General features: G+C 62.7%; 14 protein-coding genes. 8 read left to right on the top strand and 6 right to left on the bottom strand.

Translation table 11 applies throughout. The annotated features are described in order from the left end of the window. Positions 1-152 precede the first annotated feature (152 nt). The gene (locus ACNFCH_RS10130) at positions 153-1,094 is read right to left on the bottom strand and encodes a LysR substrate-binding domain-containing protein (RefSeq protein WP_337157683.1); all 942 of its coding nucleotides are present in this window, start codon (positions 1,092-1,094) and stop codon (positions 153-155) included. A 181-nt stretch (positions 1,095-1,275) separates the two neighbouring features. Here ACNFCH_RS10130 and aspA point away from each other — a divergent pair, with 181 nt between their 5' ends. From aspA to ACNFCH_RS10110, 4 genes are all read left to right on the top strand, one after another. After that, positions 1,276-2,700 (top strand): aspartate ammonia-lyase, encoded by a 1,425-nt coding sequence (aspA, locus tag ACNFCH_RS10125; RefSeq protein ID WP_196165490.1) that lies wholly within the window; start codon positions 1,276-1,278, stop codon positions 2,698-2,700. Positions 2,701-2,916: 216 nt separating this feature from the next. After that, a complete protein-coding gene (locus ACNFCH_RS10120) occupies positions 2,917-3,909 on the top strand; it encodes an AraC family transcriptional regulator (RefSeq protein ID WP_196165489.1) in 993 nt (330 codons plus the stop codon). A 209-nt stretch (positions 3,910-4,118) separates the two neighbouring features. Beyond that, on the top strand, positions 4,119-5,162 hold the full coding sequence (locus ACNFCH_RS10115; protein WP_416742702.1) for a histone deacetylase family protein: 1,044 nt from the start codon (positions 4,119-4,121) through the stop codon (positions 5,160-5,162). Beyond that, positions 5,162-6,265: a polyamine ABC transporter substrate-binding protein gene (locus ACNFCH_RS10110; protein WP_416742701.1), complete on the top strand. Its 1,104-nt coding sequence runs from the start codon at positions 5,162-5,164 to the stop codon at positions 6,263-6,265. Before ACNFCH_RS10115 ends, ACNFCH_RS10110 begins: the two co-directional genes overlap by 1 nt. Positions 6,266-6,328: 63 nt before the next feature. Here the strand turns inward: ACNFCH_RS10110 and ACNFCH_RS10105 are convergent, their stop codons facing one another. Beyond that, positions 6,329-7,867 (bottom strand): PLP-dependent aminotransferase family protein, encoded by a 1,539-nt coding sequence (locus ACNFCH_RS10105; protein ID WP_416742700.1) that lies wholly within the window; start codon positions 7,865-7,867, stop codon positions 6,329-6,331. An 89-nt stretch (positions 7,868-7,956) separates the two neighbouring features. Between ACNFCH_RS10105 and ACNFCH_RS10100 the strand changes: the two genes are divergently transcribed. Genes ACNFCH_RS10100 through ACNFCH_RS10090 form a run of 3 tightly spaced genes read left to right on the top strand, consistent with a single transcriptional unit; the run spans position 7,957 to position 9,720 of the window. Beyond that, entirely contained in the window at positions 7,957-8,586 is a 630-nt protein-coding gene (locus tag ACNFCH_RS10100; protein ID WP_416742699.1) for an FMN-binding negative transcriptional regulator, read from the top strand. Between the two features lie 11 nt (positions 8,587-8,597). Then, entirely contained in the window at positions 8,598-9,044 is a 447-nt protein-coding gene (locus tag ACNFCH_RS10095) for a GNAT family N-acetyltransferase (RefSeq protein ID WP_416742698.1), read from the top strand. A gap of 4 nt (positions 9,045-9,048) precedes the next feature. Next, positions 9,049-9,720 carry a GNAT family protein gene (locus ACNFCH_RS10090; protein ID WP_337157688.1) on the top strand — a complete coding sequence of 224 codons (672 nt, stop codon included), beginning with the start codon at positions 9,049-9,051 and terminating at the stop codon, positions 9,718-9,720. Between the two features lie 147 nt (positions 9,721-9,867). Here the strand turns inward: ACNFCH_RS10090 and oadA are convergent, their stop codons facing one another. Both oadA and ACNFCH_RS10080 read right to left on the bottom strand, forming a co-directional pair. Beyond that, entirely contained in the window at positions 9,868-11,676 is a 1,809-nt protein-coding gene (gene oadA, locus ACNFCH_RS10085) for a sodium-extruding oxaloacetate decarboxylase subunit alpha (protein WP_070093418.1), read from the bottom strand. Positions 11,677-11,687: 11 nt separating this feature from the next. Next, positions 11,688-13,103, bottom strand: a complete 1,416-nt coding sequence (locus ACNFCH_RS10080; RefSeq protein ID WP_070093419.1) for an acetyl-CoA carboxylase biotin carboxylase subunit — start codon at positions 13,101-13,103, stop codon at positions 11,688-11,690. Positions 13,104-13,292: 189 nt separating this feature from the next. Between ACNFCH_RS10080 and ACNFCH_RS10075 the strand changes: the two genes are divergently transcribed. Continuing rightward, positions 13,293-14,255, top strand: coding sequence for a LysR family transcriptional regulator (locus ACNFCH_RS10075; protein WP_070093420.1), 963 nt, complete (start codon positions 13,293-13,295; stop codon positions 14,253-14,255). Here ACNFCH_RS10075 and ACNFCH_RS10070 read toward each other — a convergent pair. Together ACNFCH_RS10070 and hexR are read right to left on the bottom strand one after the other, a co-directional pair. After that, entirely contained in the window at positions 14,197-14,415 is a 219-nt protein-coding gene (locus tag ACNFCH_RS10070; RefSeq protein ID WP_081337485.1) for a PA3496 family putative envelope integrity protein, read from the bottom strand. The two genes, ACNFCH_RS10075 and ACNFCH_RS10070, sit on opposite strands and share 59 nt — an antisense overlap. Before the next feature lie 198 nt (positions 14,416-14,613). After that, positions 14,614-15,480 (bottom strand): transcriptional regulator HexR, encoded by an 867-nt coding sequence (gene hexR, locus ACNFCH_RS10065; RefSeq protein ID WP_043209971.1) that lies wholly within the window; start codon positions 15,478-15,480, stop codon positions 14,614-14,616. Between the last annotated feature and the right edge of the window lie 69 nt (positions 15,481-15,549).

The raw sequence follows: 15,549 nt of genomic DNA, 5'->3' as shown, positions 1-15,549 counted from the left end.
TGCGCCCTTGGGCGCGTCAAAAAACAACAAGCCACGCGGGACGACCGGCGTGGCTTGTTTGCTGATCATGGCCGGATCGATCCGGCCTGGGGGCCGCGAAGTATAACGTAACGCGAGGCCATCCAGGCACCCCCGGCGACCAACTGTCGGCCTTATTTTTCGGGGCTTTGGCTGACTTTCGAGTCAACAGGTGCGGTCGTCGTGCCGCCCTCCAGTTTGCGCCAGAGCAGACGCACGTTGGCCTTGCGGACCAAGGCACAGCGATAGAGACGAATTTCCAGCGGCACGTGCCACTGGCTGCCCCCGCAGATCACCAGTTCGCCACGCTCCAGCTCGCCGCGCATCGACAACCGCGGCACCCAGGCGATCCCCATGCCTTCAAGGGCCATGCTCTTGAGACTGTCGGCCATGGCCGTTTCATAGACAGTGGTATAGCGCAGGTTGCGCTGGCGCAGCAGCAGGTTGACCGAGCGACCGAGGAAGGCCCCGGCGCTGTAGGCCAGCAACGGCACGCTGCTCTCGCCCTCAAGATCGAACAGCGGCTTGCCGTCGCTGCCCACGGCGCACACTGGCAGCATCTCGGTGGTACCCATGTGCAGCGAGGGGAAGATTTCGGCATCCATCTGCAAGGCCGCATCCGGGTCATAGAACGCCAGCATCAGGTCACAGCCCCCCTCACGCAGGGCATGCACGGCATCGCCCACGTTGGTGGCCACCAGGCGGGTGGCGATGTTCAGACCATCGTTGCGCAACTGGGCCACCCACCGCGGGAAGAACCCCGACGCCAGGGAGTGCGCAGCGGCCACCTGGACGACCTCACCCTGCCCGCCTTCGAGGTGATGTAAATGGCGGAGAACTTCGCTCAACTGGTCGACAACGGTGCGCGCAGTGACCAGAAACAGCTGCCCAGCCTCGGTCAGTTCGATCGGTGTGCGGGAACGATTCACCAAGGTCAGCCCCAGCGCCGCTTCCAGGCTGCGAATGCGCCTGCTGAACGCCGGCTGGGTGACGAAACGGCGCTCCGCCGCCTGGGAAAAACTACGGGTGGCGGCCAGGGCGCTGAAGTCTTCCAGCCACTTGCTTTCGAGGTTCATGAAGCGGGTCTCCCAGCGCGCACCAAAATGGAACACGCTCGTTTGTCAATTGGCGTCACATGAATCGGTATGCCGTTTGTGCATAGGTTAGCGTGCAACAGCATTGGCCGCAAAATCCGGGCAGGCCTAGGATTGGCGGCATTCCGGCAGGTGCCGGGTTTAAATCGAGATGATATCCGTCATGTCCTCCGCTGCATCGTTCCGCGTCGAAAAAGACCTGCTTGGTACCCTTGAAGTCCCTGCCGATGCCTACTACGGCATCCAGACCCTGCGCGCTGCCAACAACTTCCACCTCTCCGGTGTTCCGCTGTCGCACTACCCGAAGCTGGTCGTGGCCCTGGCCATGGTCAAGCAGGCCGCTGCCGACGCCAACCGTGAGCTGGGCCACCTGAGCGATGCCAAACACGCCGCCATCAGCGAGGCCTGCGCCCGTCTGATCCGTGGCGAGTTCCACGACCAGTTCGTTGTGGACATGATCCAAGGTGGTGCGGGTACCTCCACCAACATGAACGCCAACGAAGTCATCGCCAACGTCGCGCTGGAGGTCATGGGCCACCAGAAGGGTGAGTACCAGCACCTGCACCCGAACAACGACGTGAACATGGCGCAGTCGACCAACGACGCCTACCCGACCGCGATCCGCCTGGGTCTGCTGCTGGGTCACGACGCCCTGCTGGCCAGCCTCGACAGCCTGATCCAGGCCTTCGCGGCCAAAGGCAAGGAATTCGACCACGTACTGAAGATGGGTCGTACCCAGCTGCAGGACGCCGTGCCGATGACCCTGGGCCAGGAATTCCGTGCTTTCGCCACCACCATGACCGAAGACCTGCAGCGCCTGCGCTCGCTGGCTCCGGAACTGCTGACCGAAATCAACCTGGGCGGTACCGCCATCGGCACCGGCATCAACGCCGACCCTGGCTACCAAGCTCTGGCCGTGCAGCGCCTGGCGGCCATCAGCGGCCAGCCACTGGTCCCGGCTGCCGACCTGATCGAAGCCACCTCCGACATGGGCGCCTTCGTGCTGTTCTCCGGCATGCTCAAGCGCACCGCGGTCAAGCTGTCGAAGATCTGCAACGACCTGCGCCTGCTGTCCAGCGGCCCGCGCACCGGCATCAACGAGATCAACCTGCCGGCGCGTCAGCCAGGCAGCTCGATCATGCCAGGCAAGGTCAACCCGGTTATTCCGGAAGCCGTCAACCAGGTGGCCTTCGCCATCATGGGCAACGACCTGGCCCTGACCGTCGCCGCCGAAGGTGGCCAGCTGCAGCTGAACGTCATGGAACCGCTGATCGCCTACAAGATCTTCGACTCCATCCGCCTGCTCCAGCGCGCCATGGACATGCTGCGCGAGCACTGCATCGTCGGCATCACTGCCAACGAACAGCGCTGCCGTGAACTGGTCGAGCACTCGATCGGCCTGGTCACCGCACTGAACCCGTACATCGGCTACGAAAACGCCACCCGTATCGCCCGCGTTGCCCTGGAAACCGGCCGCGGCGTACTGGAACTGGTGCGTGAAGAGAAGCTGCTGGACGACGCGATGCTAGACGACATCCTGCGTCCGGAAAACATGATCGCTCCACGTCTGGTTCCGCTGAAGGCATAACCAGGCTGCTGTAAAACGTCTCACCAGGTCGAGGGACTAGACACCTCTCAACCTTTCAAGGGCCCGAGCGCACGCGACGGGCCCTTTTTTTATGCGCAAAACCACAAGGGGCCGCTTCATGGCCTGTGCCGCGAAAGGGCTGCTCAACAGCCCGAAGGACCCAACCGGGCACACAACTTGCTCCATAATGCTCCCCAGCCCCACGGGATACCGAGCATGCTGCACAGCCACCTGACCACCCTCAACGCAGTTTCGCTGATTCTCAAAGTCTTCCAGGAAGAAGGCTGCGACGCCGAGCGGCTGCTTTGCGGCAGCGGCATTGGTGCAGCGGACCTGGGCCATGCCGATGCCCGCATCACGACCCAGCAAGAACTGCAGGTGTGCGCCAATGCCGTGGCCCTTCGCGAAGAGATCGGTCTGGAGCTGGGCCGGCGCATGCATGTGTCGTGCTACGGGATGCTCGGTTACGCCCTGCTCTCCAGTGCCACTTTGGGTGACGCCCTGCGCTTGGCACTGCGCTATCCCGCACTGCTGGGCACAGCCTTTCAGTTGCGCCTGGAGGATGACGGCCAGCGAATCTGGTTCAGCGCCAGCGACTACCAGGACAGCCCGGCGCTGGCGGCCTTCAATGCCGAATTCTGCCTGGTGTCGTTGAAGGTCATCTGCGACGACCTGCTGGGCCGCACCCTGCCGCTGCTCGCGGCGCGCTTCGAGCATCCTCGGCCCGACTACCACGCGCTCTATGCCGATGCGTTCCAGTGCCCCCTGGGTTTCGAGGCCAACGACAATGCCTTTGCCTTCGAGCGCCGCTGGCTCGACATGCCCCTGCCCTTGGCCGATCCCATCACCCACAAGGCCATGGCCGAACGCTGTCGCCAGCTGAACCTGGAGTTCACGGGGCGTCAGGCATGGCTGGGGCGCATTCGCCAACTGCTGATCAAGCAGCTCGACGCCGCCCCCGGGCTCGAAGGCCTGGCCCGCCAGATGAACTGCTCCTCGCGCACTTTGCGCCGGCACCTACAGGCCTTGGGCTGCAGCTACCAGCAGTTGCTCGACGAGCTGCGCTTCGAGCGGGCCAAGCAGCTGCTGGCCGAGGATCAGATGCCGATCTACCGCATCGCCGAGACACTCGGCTTCAGCGAGACCGCAAGCTTTCGCCATGCCTTCCAGCGCTGGAGTGGCGTGGCGCCCAGTCATTTTCGCGGCTGACCGGTGCCGGCCTTCTCGCGGGTAAACCCCCTCCCACAGGTTTTGCGCTGAATTCAAAATCAGCGGGATACCTGCGGATTTACCTCGAACAAGACCACACACCGGACACTGTCTTTGGCCACATCGATCCCCTTTTGGCCGTTTGCGTCGTTCTCCACCGGCACGCCCCCTCACACAATGAGGCACGCCAGTAAACCCGGAGAATAAAAATGCTGACGATCTATTCCGATGATCATCGCCTGCACCACGGCCGCTGCGAGCTTATCGACGGCAAGTTGATGCCTTGCTTCGAGATGCCTTCGCGCGCCGACCATGTCCTGGAGCGAGTCAAGAAGCGCAACCTCGGCCCCGTCGAAGGGCCACGTGATTTTGGCCGCGCACCTTTGCTGCGGGTCCACGGCGCCGACTACCTGGACTTCTTCGAAGGGGCCTGGGCGCGCTGGGCGCAGATGGGCCAGGAAGGTGACCTGCTGCCCTTTACCTGGCCAGCCCGCACGCTGCGCAAGGTCAAGCCGACCGGCCTGCATGGCGAGCTTGGCTACTACAGCTTCGATGCCGGCGCGCCGATCACCGCCGGTACCTGGCAGGCCGCCTACAGCGCCGCCCAAGTCGCCCTCACCGCCCAGGCCGCGATCCAGCAAGGCGCCCATTCGGCATTCGCTCTGTGCCGCCCACCAGGACACCACGCGGCGGCCGAAGTGATGGGTGGCTACTGCTACCTCAACAACGCCGCCATCGCTGCCCAGGCATTCCTTGACCAAGGCCATCGCAAAGTCGCCATCCTCGACGTCGATTACCACCACGGCAACGGCACCCAGGACATCTTCTATCAGCGCGGCGATGTGTTCTTCGCCTCGATCCACGGCGACCCGCAGGATGAGTTCCCGTTCTTCCTGGGTTATGCCGACGAAACCGGCGAAGGCGCAGGCGAAGGCTGCAACATCAACTATCCATTGCCCGCCGGCAGCGACTGGGCCGCCTGGAGCGCGGCCCTCGAAGATGCCTGCCAGCGCATCGATGCCTACGCACCGGACGTGGTGGTGGTGTCCCTGGGTGTGGATACCTTCAAGGATGACCCGATCTCCCAGTTCAAGCTGGACAGCCCGGACTACCTGGAAATGGGCAAGCGTATCGGCCAGCTCGGCAAGCCGACCTTGTTCGTGATGGAAGGTGGCTACGCTGTTGAAGAAATCGGTATCAACGCAGTCAACGTGCTGGAAGGCTTCCAGCATGCCCAGCCAGGAGCCCGGTAATGGTCCGACTCAAGCGTCTGCTAGCCCCGTTCATCGCTGCCACCCTGTTCACCGGTGCCCTCCAGGCCCAGGCCGAACAGCGCACCCTGCGTGTGTACAACTGGTTCGACTACATCACGCCGCAGACCTTGACGGACTTCCAGAAGGACAGCGGCGTCAAGCTGATCTACGACATCTTCGACACCAACGAAGCCCTGGAAGCCAAGCTGCTCACCGGTAACTCAGGCTACGACGTGGTCGTGCCGTCCAACGTGTTCCTTGCCAAACAGATCGAGGCCGGTGTCTTCCAACCCCTGGACCGCGCCAAGTTGCCCAACTGGCAGCACCTGGACCCGGCGCTGATGAAGCTGATCGAAGCCAACGACCCAGGCAACAAGTTCGCCGTGCCGTACATGTACGGCACCGTGCTGATTGGCTTCAACCCGGACAAGGTCAAGGCGGTGCTTGGCGACAAGGCGCCTGTGGACAGCTGGGACCTGATCTTCAAGGAAGAGAACATCGCCAAGCTCAAGCAGTGCGGCGTCGCACTGCTCGACTCGCCGTCGGAGATCCTGCCCCTGGCCTTGCAGTACCTGGGGCTGCCACCGAACAGCGAGAAGCCGGCTGACTACAAGAAAGCCGAGGAGCTGATGCTCAAGATCCGCCCGCACATCACCTACTTCCATTCCTCGAAGTACATGGCCGACATCGCCAACGGCGATATCTGCGTGGCGGTGGGATATTCGGGTAGCTTCTCCCAGGCCGCCAACCGCGCACGCGATGCCAAGAATGGCGTAGTGGTGGACATGCGCCTGCCCAAGGAAGGTGCACCGATCTGGTTCGACATGCTGGCGATCCCCAAGAACGCCGCCAATCCTGGGGATGCACATACGTTCATCAACTACCTGCTGCGCCCTGAAGTGATCGCACCGATCAGCGACTTCGTCGGCTACCCCAACCCGAACAAGGACGCCACCGACAAAGTCAGCCCGGCGATCCGCAACAACCCGAACCTGTACCCGACCGCCGAGGCAATGGCCAAGCTGTACACCCTCAAGCCACTGCCCCGCGAGGCGGAACGGGCGCGTACCCGGGCCTGGACACGCATCAAGTCCGGGACTTGAGTGGGATGCTTCGCGGGTAAACCCCCTCCTACAGGGCTGGCGGTGATCCTTGTGGGAGCAGGTTTACCCGCGAAGAGGCCGCCAAGCCCTGCGCAACCGCATCAGTGCATCCGCAATCTGCGCTTCAGGCACCGCTGCGAATCCCAGCACCAGTCCGGCGCGCTTATCCACAGGCACATTACCGTCCTCGAGCCAGTAGCTGCTCAGCGGGTTGACCTCAACGCCCACCGCCTCTGCCAGGGCCACCAATTCTTGCTCACGGGCAAGGTTATCCACAGCCACCTTCACATGCAGTCCTGCCGCCACTTCCGGCATGCCACCCAGCCCTGGCACATCCTCGGGCCACCCGGCCTTCAGGACATTGCGCCGCGCCAGCGCCGCCTTGCGCATGCGCCGGATATGCCGTTGAAAGTGCCCCTGGGCCATGAACTGCGCCATGACGCACTGGGTGCCGACCTCTGAATGGCGCACCGCCAGTGCCCGCCCCTGGCTGAACGCCTCCACCAACTGCCGAGGCAGCACCAGGTAACCCAGGCGCAGGGCCGGAAAGGCGATCTTGCCGAACGTGCCCACGTAGAGCACCCGCCCCTGCCGGTCCAAGGAGGCCAAGGGTGCCAGCGGCGCGCCGCTATAGCGGTACTCGCCGTCGTAGTCGTCTTCGATGATCCAGCCATCCTGGCGCTGCGCCCAGTCCAGCAAGGACAGGCGCCGGGCCAGGCTCATGGTGACGCCGGTGGGATACTGGTGCGCCGGCGTGACATAGGCCATCCGAAAATCGGGAAGCTGCGCCAGCTGCTCGCAATCCAGGCCTTCATCGTCCACCGGCACACCCCTGACCTTCGCCCCCGCCAGCGCGAAGGTGTGGCCAGCCGCCCGATACCCCGGGTTTTCCACAGCCACCCCATCGCCCGGCTGCAACAGCAACTGTGCACAAAGGCTGATGGCTTGCTGGGCACCACTGGTGATCACAATTTGTTCAGCGCCACACGAGAGCCCACGTGAACGGCGCAAATAGGCAGCGATAAGTTCGCGCAGTTGCGGCTCCCCCGCCGGGTCGCCGTAACCCAACAAGGCAGGGTCGGGATTTCGCCAGAAACCCGCTTGCAGCCTGGCCCAGACCTCGAACGGGAACAAATCGAACGCCGGCACGCCGACACGAAAAGCGCGCGGAGTGCCGGCCTTGGGGGGCGGAAGATGGTTGTTTTTCAAGCGCTGCAAAGGTTCGCTCGAGCGCTCTGAACTGGATAAATCCTCAGTATCAGATGATGAAAATGTGGATAACCGTGTTGATAACCCCAGGGATAACCCTGTGGATACTTGTGTGGATAGTTTAGGCAGCTGGCTGACGTAGGTCCCGTCGCCGACTCGGCTTTCGATATAGCCCTCGGCATACAACTGGTCGTAGGCCCGCACCACGCTGTTGCGCGACAGCGACAACATGCCGGCCAAGTCTCGGGTGGCAGGCAAGCGCGTGCCGCTGCCCAGGCGGCCATCCAGCACCCGAGCCCGCAACGCTTGGTAAAGCTGCTGGCTCAGCCCGCGCCGACGATCGAGCACGATACCAGTGGGGTCGAAGGGCAACGCGAGGGCACGTTCGTTCATGGCATTGGACCTATAAAAAGAGTCTGTATTGGCTCTTACCGAGTACCAATAGCCTGCCTAGGATGGAGCCATTGGACAAGGAACCTCGCATGTACAACGCCAAACCCCACCAGGAACATGACCTCGGGCGCCTGCACCAGCAGATGCGTGAAACCCGTCTCGCCGTCCTGGTCAGCCATGGCGAACACGGTTTGCTGGCGACCCATCTACCTGTGCTGCTCGATGCCACTGAAGGCGAATACGGCACCGTCTATGCCCACCTGGCCCGGGCCAACCCCCAGTGGCAGGTCCTGCAACAGGGCGGCGAAGCCTTGCTGGTGTTCCCTGGCGCGGATGCCTATGTCAGCCCGAGCTATTACCCCAGCAAGGCCGATAATCCCAAGGTCGTGCCCACCTGGAACTACCTGGCCGTGCATGCCTACGGCGCAGTGCAGGTGATCCATGACGCCCCACGCTTGCTGGAGATCGTCAGCCGCCTGAGCGATCGACACGAGCAAGGCCGCACCGAGCCCTGGAAAGTGAGCGACGCACCCAGCGACTACATCGACGGCATGCTGCGCGCCATCGTCGGCATCCGCATGCCCATCGCCCGCCTGCAAGGCGCGCGCAAGCTCAGCCAGAACCGCTCGGCGCAAGACATCGCCGGCGTACGTGACGGCCTGGGCAGCAGCACCGATTACCTGGACAACCAACTCGCGGCGCACATGCGCCCACTCTGAAGGAAAAGACCATGCCCAGCGTTACCCTGCGCCCCGTGAGCGCCAACGACCATGCCGCCTGGCTCGCCCTCTGGCAGGCCTACCTGCGCTTCTACGAAACCGAATTGGCCGATGAGGTCAGCGCCAGCACCTGGCAGCGCCTGCTGGATGCGAACGAACCCACTCATTCGGCCCTGGCCTGGGTCGATGGCAAGGCGGTGGGGATGGTCAACTGGATCTATCATCGCTCCAACTGGAGCATCGAGAACGCCTGCTACCTGCAGGATTTGTACGTCAACACAGACCAGCGTGGCCTGGGCATCGGTCGCCAACTGATCGAGCACGTCTATGGGGTCGCCAAGGCAGCCAACTGCATCAAGGTGCACTGGCTGACCCATGAAACCAATGCCACCGCCATCCGCCTGTACGAACAGGTCGCCGAACGGCCGGGCTTCATTCAATTTCGCAAAGGGTTGTAGGCCCATGTCCGACGCACTGAACTGGAAACCTGCGGCAACGCCAAAGACCGAGCCCATCGAAGGGCGTTTCATCCGCCTGGAAAAGCTCGACCCGGCCCGCCACGGCGACGACCTCTGGGAGGTATTGCAAGGCCCCGGCTCGGACCCGGTGCTGTGGGACTACCTACCCTATGGGCCCTTCACCGAGCGCTCGAACTTCGACCGCTGGCTCGAAGGCAACGCCGCCGGCCGCGACCCGCTGTTCTACAGCGTCATCGACCGCGCCAACGGCCAGGTCCAGGGCATCCTGAGCTACATGTCGATCGTCCCCGAACAGGGCCGCTTCGAGATCGGCCACATCGCCTTCGGCGCCGCCATGCAACGCACACCTCGGGGCACCGAGGCCGTCTACTTGCTGAGCCAACTCGGTTTTGCCCTGGGCAATCGTCGTCTGGAGTGGAAGTGCAACAACGCCAACGCCCGCTCCAAACGCGCCGCCGAACGCTTCGGCTTTGTCTTCGAAGGGGTGTTTCGCAAACACATGGTGGTCAAGGATCACAACCGGGATACGGCCTGGTACTCGATCACCGATGATGAGTGGCCAAGCGTGGCGGCCGGCTTCGAGCGCTGGTTGAGCGCAGAGAACCAACAGCCCGAGGGGCAAGTGAAGACCTTGGAGGCCTGCCGTAAAGGCTGAGAATGCCGGCGGTACACCCACTCCCACGGGGATGCGTTATCCCTCTGGGAGCGGGCCTGCTCGCGAGAGAGCTCGACAAATCCAGAACAAAAAAAGGGGAGCCTATCGCTCCCCATGAGGTAAACCGCTTGTAGTCGAAGGCTTCGATCAGCCTTCGATCTCGATCAGGATCTCGCCCGGCGTGACGCGATCGCCCTTGGCCACATGGATGGCAGTGACCTTGCCGGCAATCGGGGCCTGCACTTCGGTCTCCATCTTCATGGCTTCGGTGATCAGCACCGGCTGGCCAGCCTTGACGGTGTCACCTTCCTTGACCAGCACATCGACGATGTTGCCCGGCATGGTGGTGCTCACATGGCCTGGGCCGCTGGCCTGTTTGCGCTTGCTGCCGCCGCCGCTGACGAACTCGTTGAGCGGTTCGAACACCACTTCTTCCGGCATGCCGTCGATGGACAGGTAGAAGTGGCGCTTGCCTTCGGCCTTGACGCCCACGCCGGTGATGTCGACGCGGTAGGTCTCGCCGTGCACGTCGATGACGAACTCGGTCGGCACACCTTCGCCGCCCGGGCCTGCCACAGCGCCAGCTTCCGGGATCGGCAGCAGGGCTTCAGGGGTCAGGGTGCCGGCTTCACGCTCCTCGAGGAATTTGCGACCGATGTCCGGGAACATCGCGAAGGTCAGCACGTCTTCCTCGCAGCGGGCCAGGTTGCCGATATCGGCACGCAGCTTGGCCATTTCCGGCTTGAGCAGATCGGCCGGGCGCACGTCGATCACTTCTTCGCTGCCGATCGCCTGGCGACGCAGTTGTTCGTTGACCACGCCTGGCGCCTTGCCGTAGCCGCCCTGCAGGTACAGTTTCACCTCGTTGGTGATGGTCTTGTAGCGCTCGCCAGCCAGCACGTTGAAGAACGCCTGGGTGCCGACGATCTGCGAGGTCGGGGTCACCAGCGGCGGGAAGCCGAGGTCTTCACGCACGCGCGGGATCTCCGCCAGCACTTCGTTCATGCGGCTGAGTGCGCCCTGTTCCTTGAGCTGGTTGGCCAGATTGGAAATCATGCCGCCTGGCACCTGGTTGACCTGAACGCGGGTGTCCACCGCAGTGAACTCGCTTTCGAACTGGTGGTACTTCTTGCGCACGGCGTAGAAGTACAGGCCGATCTCCTGCAGCAGCTCCAGGTCCAGGCCCGTGTCGAACTCGGTGCCCTTGAGCGCGGCGACCATCGACTCGGTACCCGGGTGGCTGGTACCCCAAGCGAAGCTGGAGATCGCGGTGTCGATATGGTCGGCACCGTTTTCCACGGCCTTGAGCTGGCACATGGCGGCCAGGCCAGCAGTGTCGTGGGAATGGATGAACACCGGCAGCGACTGCTCGGCCTTCAGCGCCTTGACCAGTTCGCCAGTGGCGAACGGGGTCAGCAGGCCGGCCATGTCCTTGATCGCCACCGAGTCGCAACCCATGGCTTCCATCTGCTTGGCCTGGGCGACGAAGGCGTCGATGGTGTGCACGGGACTGGTGGTGTAGGCGATGGTGCCCTGGGCGTGCTTGCCGGCAGCCTTGACCGCTTCGATGGCCACACGCAGGTTACGCACGTCGTTCATGGCGTCGAAGATGCGGAACACGTCGATGCCATTGACCGCAGCCTTGGCGACGAAGGCCTTGACCACATCGTCGCTGTAATGGCGGTAGCCCAGCAGGTTCTGGCCACGCAGCAGCATCTGCAGGCGGGTGTTGGGCAGTGCGGCGCGCAGCTTGCGCAGACGCTCCCACGGGTCTTCCTTGAGGAAGCGCACACAGGCGTCGAAGGTCGCGCCACCCCAGACTTCCAGGGACCAGTAGCCCACCTTGTCGAGCTTGTCGCAGATCGGCAGCATGTCTTCGGTGCGCATGCGGGTGGCCAGCAGGGACTGGTGGGCGTCGCGCAGGATTGTGTCGGTTACATGGATTTTCTTGGACATTATGGGGTTCCTCACAGGCCTGCGTGGGCGGCGATGGCGGCGGCGATGGCCAGGGCCAGCTCTTCGGGTTTGCGCTTGATCGAGTAGTTGGTCAGTTCCGGGTGGCTTTCCACGAAGCTGGTGTTGAACTGGCCGCTACGGAATTCCGGATTGCGCAGGATCTCCTGGTAATACGCGGCGGTGGTCTTCACACCTTGCACGCGCATGTCGTCCAGGGCTCGCAGGCCGCGGTCCATGGCTTCTTCCCAGGTCAACGCCCAGACCACCAGTTTCAGGCACATGGAGTCGTAGAACGGCGGAATGGTGTAGCCGGTGTAGATCGCGGTGTCGGTACGCACGCCTGGGCCGCCGGGCGCGTAGTAACGGGTGATCTTGCCGAAGCTGGGCAGGAAGTTGTTCTTCGGGTCTTCGGCGTTGATACGGAACTGCAACGCGTAGCCCCGGTGCTGGATGTCTTCCTGCTTGACCGACAGAGGCAGGCCCGAGGCGATGCGGATCTGCTCGCGCACGATGTCGATGCCAGTGATTTCCTCGGTGATGGTGTGTTCCACCTGCACACGGGTGTTCATCTCCATGAAGTACACCTCGCCATCGGCGAGCAGGAACTCCACGGTACCGGCGTTCTCGTAGTTCACGGCCTTGGCCGCGCGGACCGCCAGGTCGCCGATGTAGGCGCGCTGCTCCGGGGTCAGTTGCGGACTTGGGGCGATCTCGATGAGCTTCTGGTTACGGCGCTGGATCGAGCAGTCACGCTCGAACAGGTGCACCACGTTGCCGAAGCTGTCACCCAGGATCTGCGCCTCGATGTGCTTGGGATTGACGATGCATTTTTCCAGGAACACTTCCGCCGAGCCGAAGGCCTTGGTGGCCTCGGAAATCACACGGGGGAAGGCTTGCTCCAGCTCCTCGCGGCTGTTGCAGCGACGGATACCGCGCCCACCACCACCGGAAGTGGCCTTGAGCATCACTGGGTAACCGATGCGGTCACCCTCGGCCAGCGCTTCGTGGATGTCGGCGACGTTGCCTTCGGTACCGGGGGTTACCGGTACACCGGCCTGGATCATGGTGCGGCGCGCTTCGGTCTTGTCGCCCATGCGGCGAATGACGTCGGCGGCAGGGCCGATGAACTTGATGCCACGCTCGGCACAGATTTCCGCCAGCTCGGCGTTTTCCGACAGGAAGCCGTAACCTGGATGCAGGGCATCACAGCCGGTTTCCACGGCCAGGTTGACCAGCTTACGCGGGTTCAGATAACCGGCCAGAGGCTCGGCACCGATGCTGTAGGCCTCGTCGGCGCGCTTGACGTGCAAGGCATGACGGTCGGCGTCGGAATAGATCGCCACAGAGCGAATGCCCATCTCGGCGCAGGCACGCACGATCCGAACTGCGATTTCACCCCGGTTGGCGATCAGGATTTTTTTTATCACTGGAGTCTTCCCAAAGCCGATGGAACACACGAGCCGGTTTTACCGGTCGGCGCGTGGCCAGAGGTTGCTGGCCAGTCGCAAACCAACCCTATCGCTGTAGGTTGATAAACAAAAATCAATATTTGTTAGGGTCGACATAAGCAAAAGCTTATAGTGCCGTAACAAGGTTTTGCGAAGGCTGGGGAGAAAATGCGTAAGTCATTGATGCGTATGACATTGCGTCAGTTGCAGATCTTCAATGAGGTGTGTGATCTGCGCTCCTATAGCCGGGCGGCGGAGGAGATGGCGTTGACGCAACCCGCCGTAAGTCTACAGATCCGCCAGCTCGAAGAGCTGGTCGGCCAGCCGTTGTTCGAGTACGTGGGCAAGAAGCTCTACCTGACCGAAGCGGCCGAAGCCCTGCAGCGTGCCAGCCGGGACATCTTCGGGCGTCTGGAAAACCTCGACATGCAGCTCTCGGACATGCAGGGGTCACTGCAGGGCCAGCTCAAACTTGCGATCGAGTCCAGCGCCAAATACTTCGTGCCCCACCTGTTCGCCGCCTTCAAGCAACGTCACCCGGAGGTCAACCTGACCCTGACGGTGGTCAACCGGGCCCAGGCGATCCGCCGGCTCTCGGATAACCGCGACGACCTGATCATCATGTCCATGGTGCCCCAGGACATGGGCCTTGAGTTCATGCCGTTCCTGAACAACCCGATTGTGGCCGTGGCGCCACCCGATCATCCTCTGTGCAAGCTGGAGACACTGCGCCTGCAGGATCTCGAGCCTCACACGCTGCTGATCCGCGAGCAGGGTTCGGGCACCCGCAAGGCCTGTGAGGAATACTTCAAGGACAAGCGCGTGCACTTCACCCAGACGCTGGAAGTCGCCTCGGCCGATGCCCAGCGCGAATGTGTGATCGCCGGCCTGGGTATCGCCCTGCTCACGCGCCATGCGCTGAACCTGGAGCTGGCCACCGGCGTGCTCAAGGAGCTGCCGGTGGAGGAACTGCCGCTTTACCGCAGTTGGTGCGTGGTGCAGTCCAAAGCCAAGCGACAATCACCCGTAGCGTTGGCGTTCCTTGCGTTCATTCGCAACGAACGGGCGAAAATCAGCGGGCTTGTGGAGCGATTTTCGGGGAAGATGCCGCCGATACCTGCCAAACCGTGATGTCCCGCAGGTCGGGGTAGTCGGTGATTTCGCGCAGTAACTGACGCTGGTCGCAGTAGCTTTCGATCGCGCGGCGAAACTCCATGCGGCGCTGGTCCTTTTCCTGCTGCTTGCGAGCTTTGGCGGTGGGTTGGAACGAACCGTCATGATCACGTGCCATTGCCTGTCTCCCAGTTAGGATGCGGGGAGCTTCAGGTTGGCCGCAGGGGTTTACGGTTTGGCTGTGGATTGGTGACAAAACCGTGAAATTTGCTTTGCCTGCTCTGGCCCTTTCGCGGGTAAACCCGCACCCACAGGGTTCGCGCTGATGCCTGATAGGAGCGGGTTTACCCGCGAACAAGCCAGCGCAAACAGTGTGTCAGTCGTCGGTCGCCTTGATCGACTTGGGCGACAGGCGCAGGCTACGCAAGCTGCGTTTCACGCTCTTGAGGTGGTTCACCAGGCTTGGCCCGCGGGCCATGGCCACGCCCATGGCCAATACGTCGATCACGACCAGGTGAGCGATGCGAGAGGTCAGGGGGGTGTAGATTTCGGTGTCTTCGTGCACGTCGATGGCCAGGTTGACGGTGGACAACTCGGCCAAGGGCGTCTGGCTCGGGCACAGAGTGATCAGGTTGGCGCCGCTTTCGCGCACCAGGTTGGCGGTGATCAACAGGTCCTTGGAACGGCCCGACTGGGAAATGCACACCGCTACGTCGCCAGGCTTGAGGGTCACCGCCGACATGGCCTGCATGTGCGGGTCGGAATACGCCGCTGCGCTGAGCAATAGACGGAAGAACTTGTGCTGGGCGTCGGCGGCCACCGCGCCGGAGGCACCGAAACCATAGAACTCCACGCGCTGGGCCTGGGCCATGGCCGTCACCGCCTGCTGCAGGGCCTGGGGGTTGAGGTGCTCGCGCACTTCCATCAGGGTGTGCAGGGTGGTATCGAAGATCTTCAGGCTGTAGTCGGCGACCGAGTCGTCTTCATGGATGGCGAACTGGCCAAAACTGGCGCCTGCGGCCAGGCTCTGGGCCAGCTTGAGCTTGAGGTCCTGAAAGCCTGAGCAACCGATCGCGCGGCAGAAGCGCACGATGGTCGGTTCGCTGATCCCCACGCTGTGGGCGAGATCGGCCATGGAGCTGTGCATGACGGCAGCCGGATCGAGCAGCACATGGTCGGCCACTTTCAGTTCCGATTTGCGCAGCAAATGGCGCGATTGGGCGATATGTTGCAACAGATTCACAGGCTGGACTCGGTTATGATCGGCTGGCCGGGATGTAGCTTTCTTGTAGTTATACTACATGACCAGCGA

Source organism: Pseudomonas sp. NY15354 (genome assembly GCF_048068075.1).
Lineage (GTDB): Bacteria > Pseudomonadota > Gammaproteobacteria > Pseudomonadales > Pseudomonadaceae > Aquipseudomonas > Aquipseudomonas guariconensis_C.
This window is presented reverse-complemented; position numbering and strand designations above follow the sequence as displayed.

Bases quoted from the DNA above. Each gene is read 5' to 3' on its own strand.
- ACNFCH_RS10090 (WP_337157688.1), top strand. From the start codon at position 9,049: ATGTCCGACGCACTGAACTGGAAACCTGCGGCAACGCCAAAGACCGAG.
- ACNFCH_RS10070 (WP_081337485.1), bottom strand. From the start codon at position 14,415: ATGGCACGTGATCATGACGGTTCGTTCCAACCCACCGCCAAAGCTCGC.
- ACNFCH_RS10115 (WP_416742702.1), top strand. From the start codon at position 4,119: ATGCTGACGATCTATTCCGATGATCATCGCCTGCACCACGGCCGCTGC.
- ACNFCH_RS10110 (WP_416742701.1), top strand. From the start codon at position 5,162: ATGGTCCGACTCAAGCGTCTGCTAGCCCCGTTCATCGCTGCCACCCTG.
- aspA (WP_196165490.1), top strand. From the start codon at position 1,276: ATGTCCTCCGCTGCATCGTTCCGCGTCGAAAAAGACCTGCTTGGTACC.
- oadA (WP_070093418.1), bottom strand. From the start codon at position 11,676: ATGTCCAAGAAAATCCATGTAACCGACACAATCCTGCGCGACGCCCAC.
- ACNFCH_RS10130 (WP_337157683.1), bottom strand. From the start codon at position 1,094: ATGAACCTCGAAAGCAAGTGGCTGGAAGACTTCAGCGCCCTGGCCGCC.
- ACNFCH_RS10095 (WP_416742698.1), top strand. From the start codon at position 8,598: ATGCCCAGCGTTACCCTGCGCCCCGTGAGCGCCAACGACCATGCCGCC.
- ACNFCH_RS10120 (WP_196165489.1), top strand. From the start codon at position 2,917: ATGCTGCACAGCCACCTGACCACCCTCAACGCAGTTTCGCTGATTCTC.
- ACNFCH_RS10105 (WP_416742700.1), bottom strand. From the start codon at position 7,867: ATGAACGAACGTGCCCTCGCGTTGCCCTTCGACCCCACTGGTATCGTG.
- ACNFCH_RS10075 (WP_070093420.1), top strand. From the start codon at position 13,293: ATGCGTAAGTCATTGATGCGTATGACATTGCGTCAGTTGCAGATCTTC.
- ACNFCH_RS10100 (WP_416742699.1), top strand. From the start codon at position 7,957: ATGTACAACGCCAAACCCCACCAGGAACATGACCTCGGGCGCCTGCAC.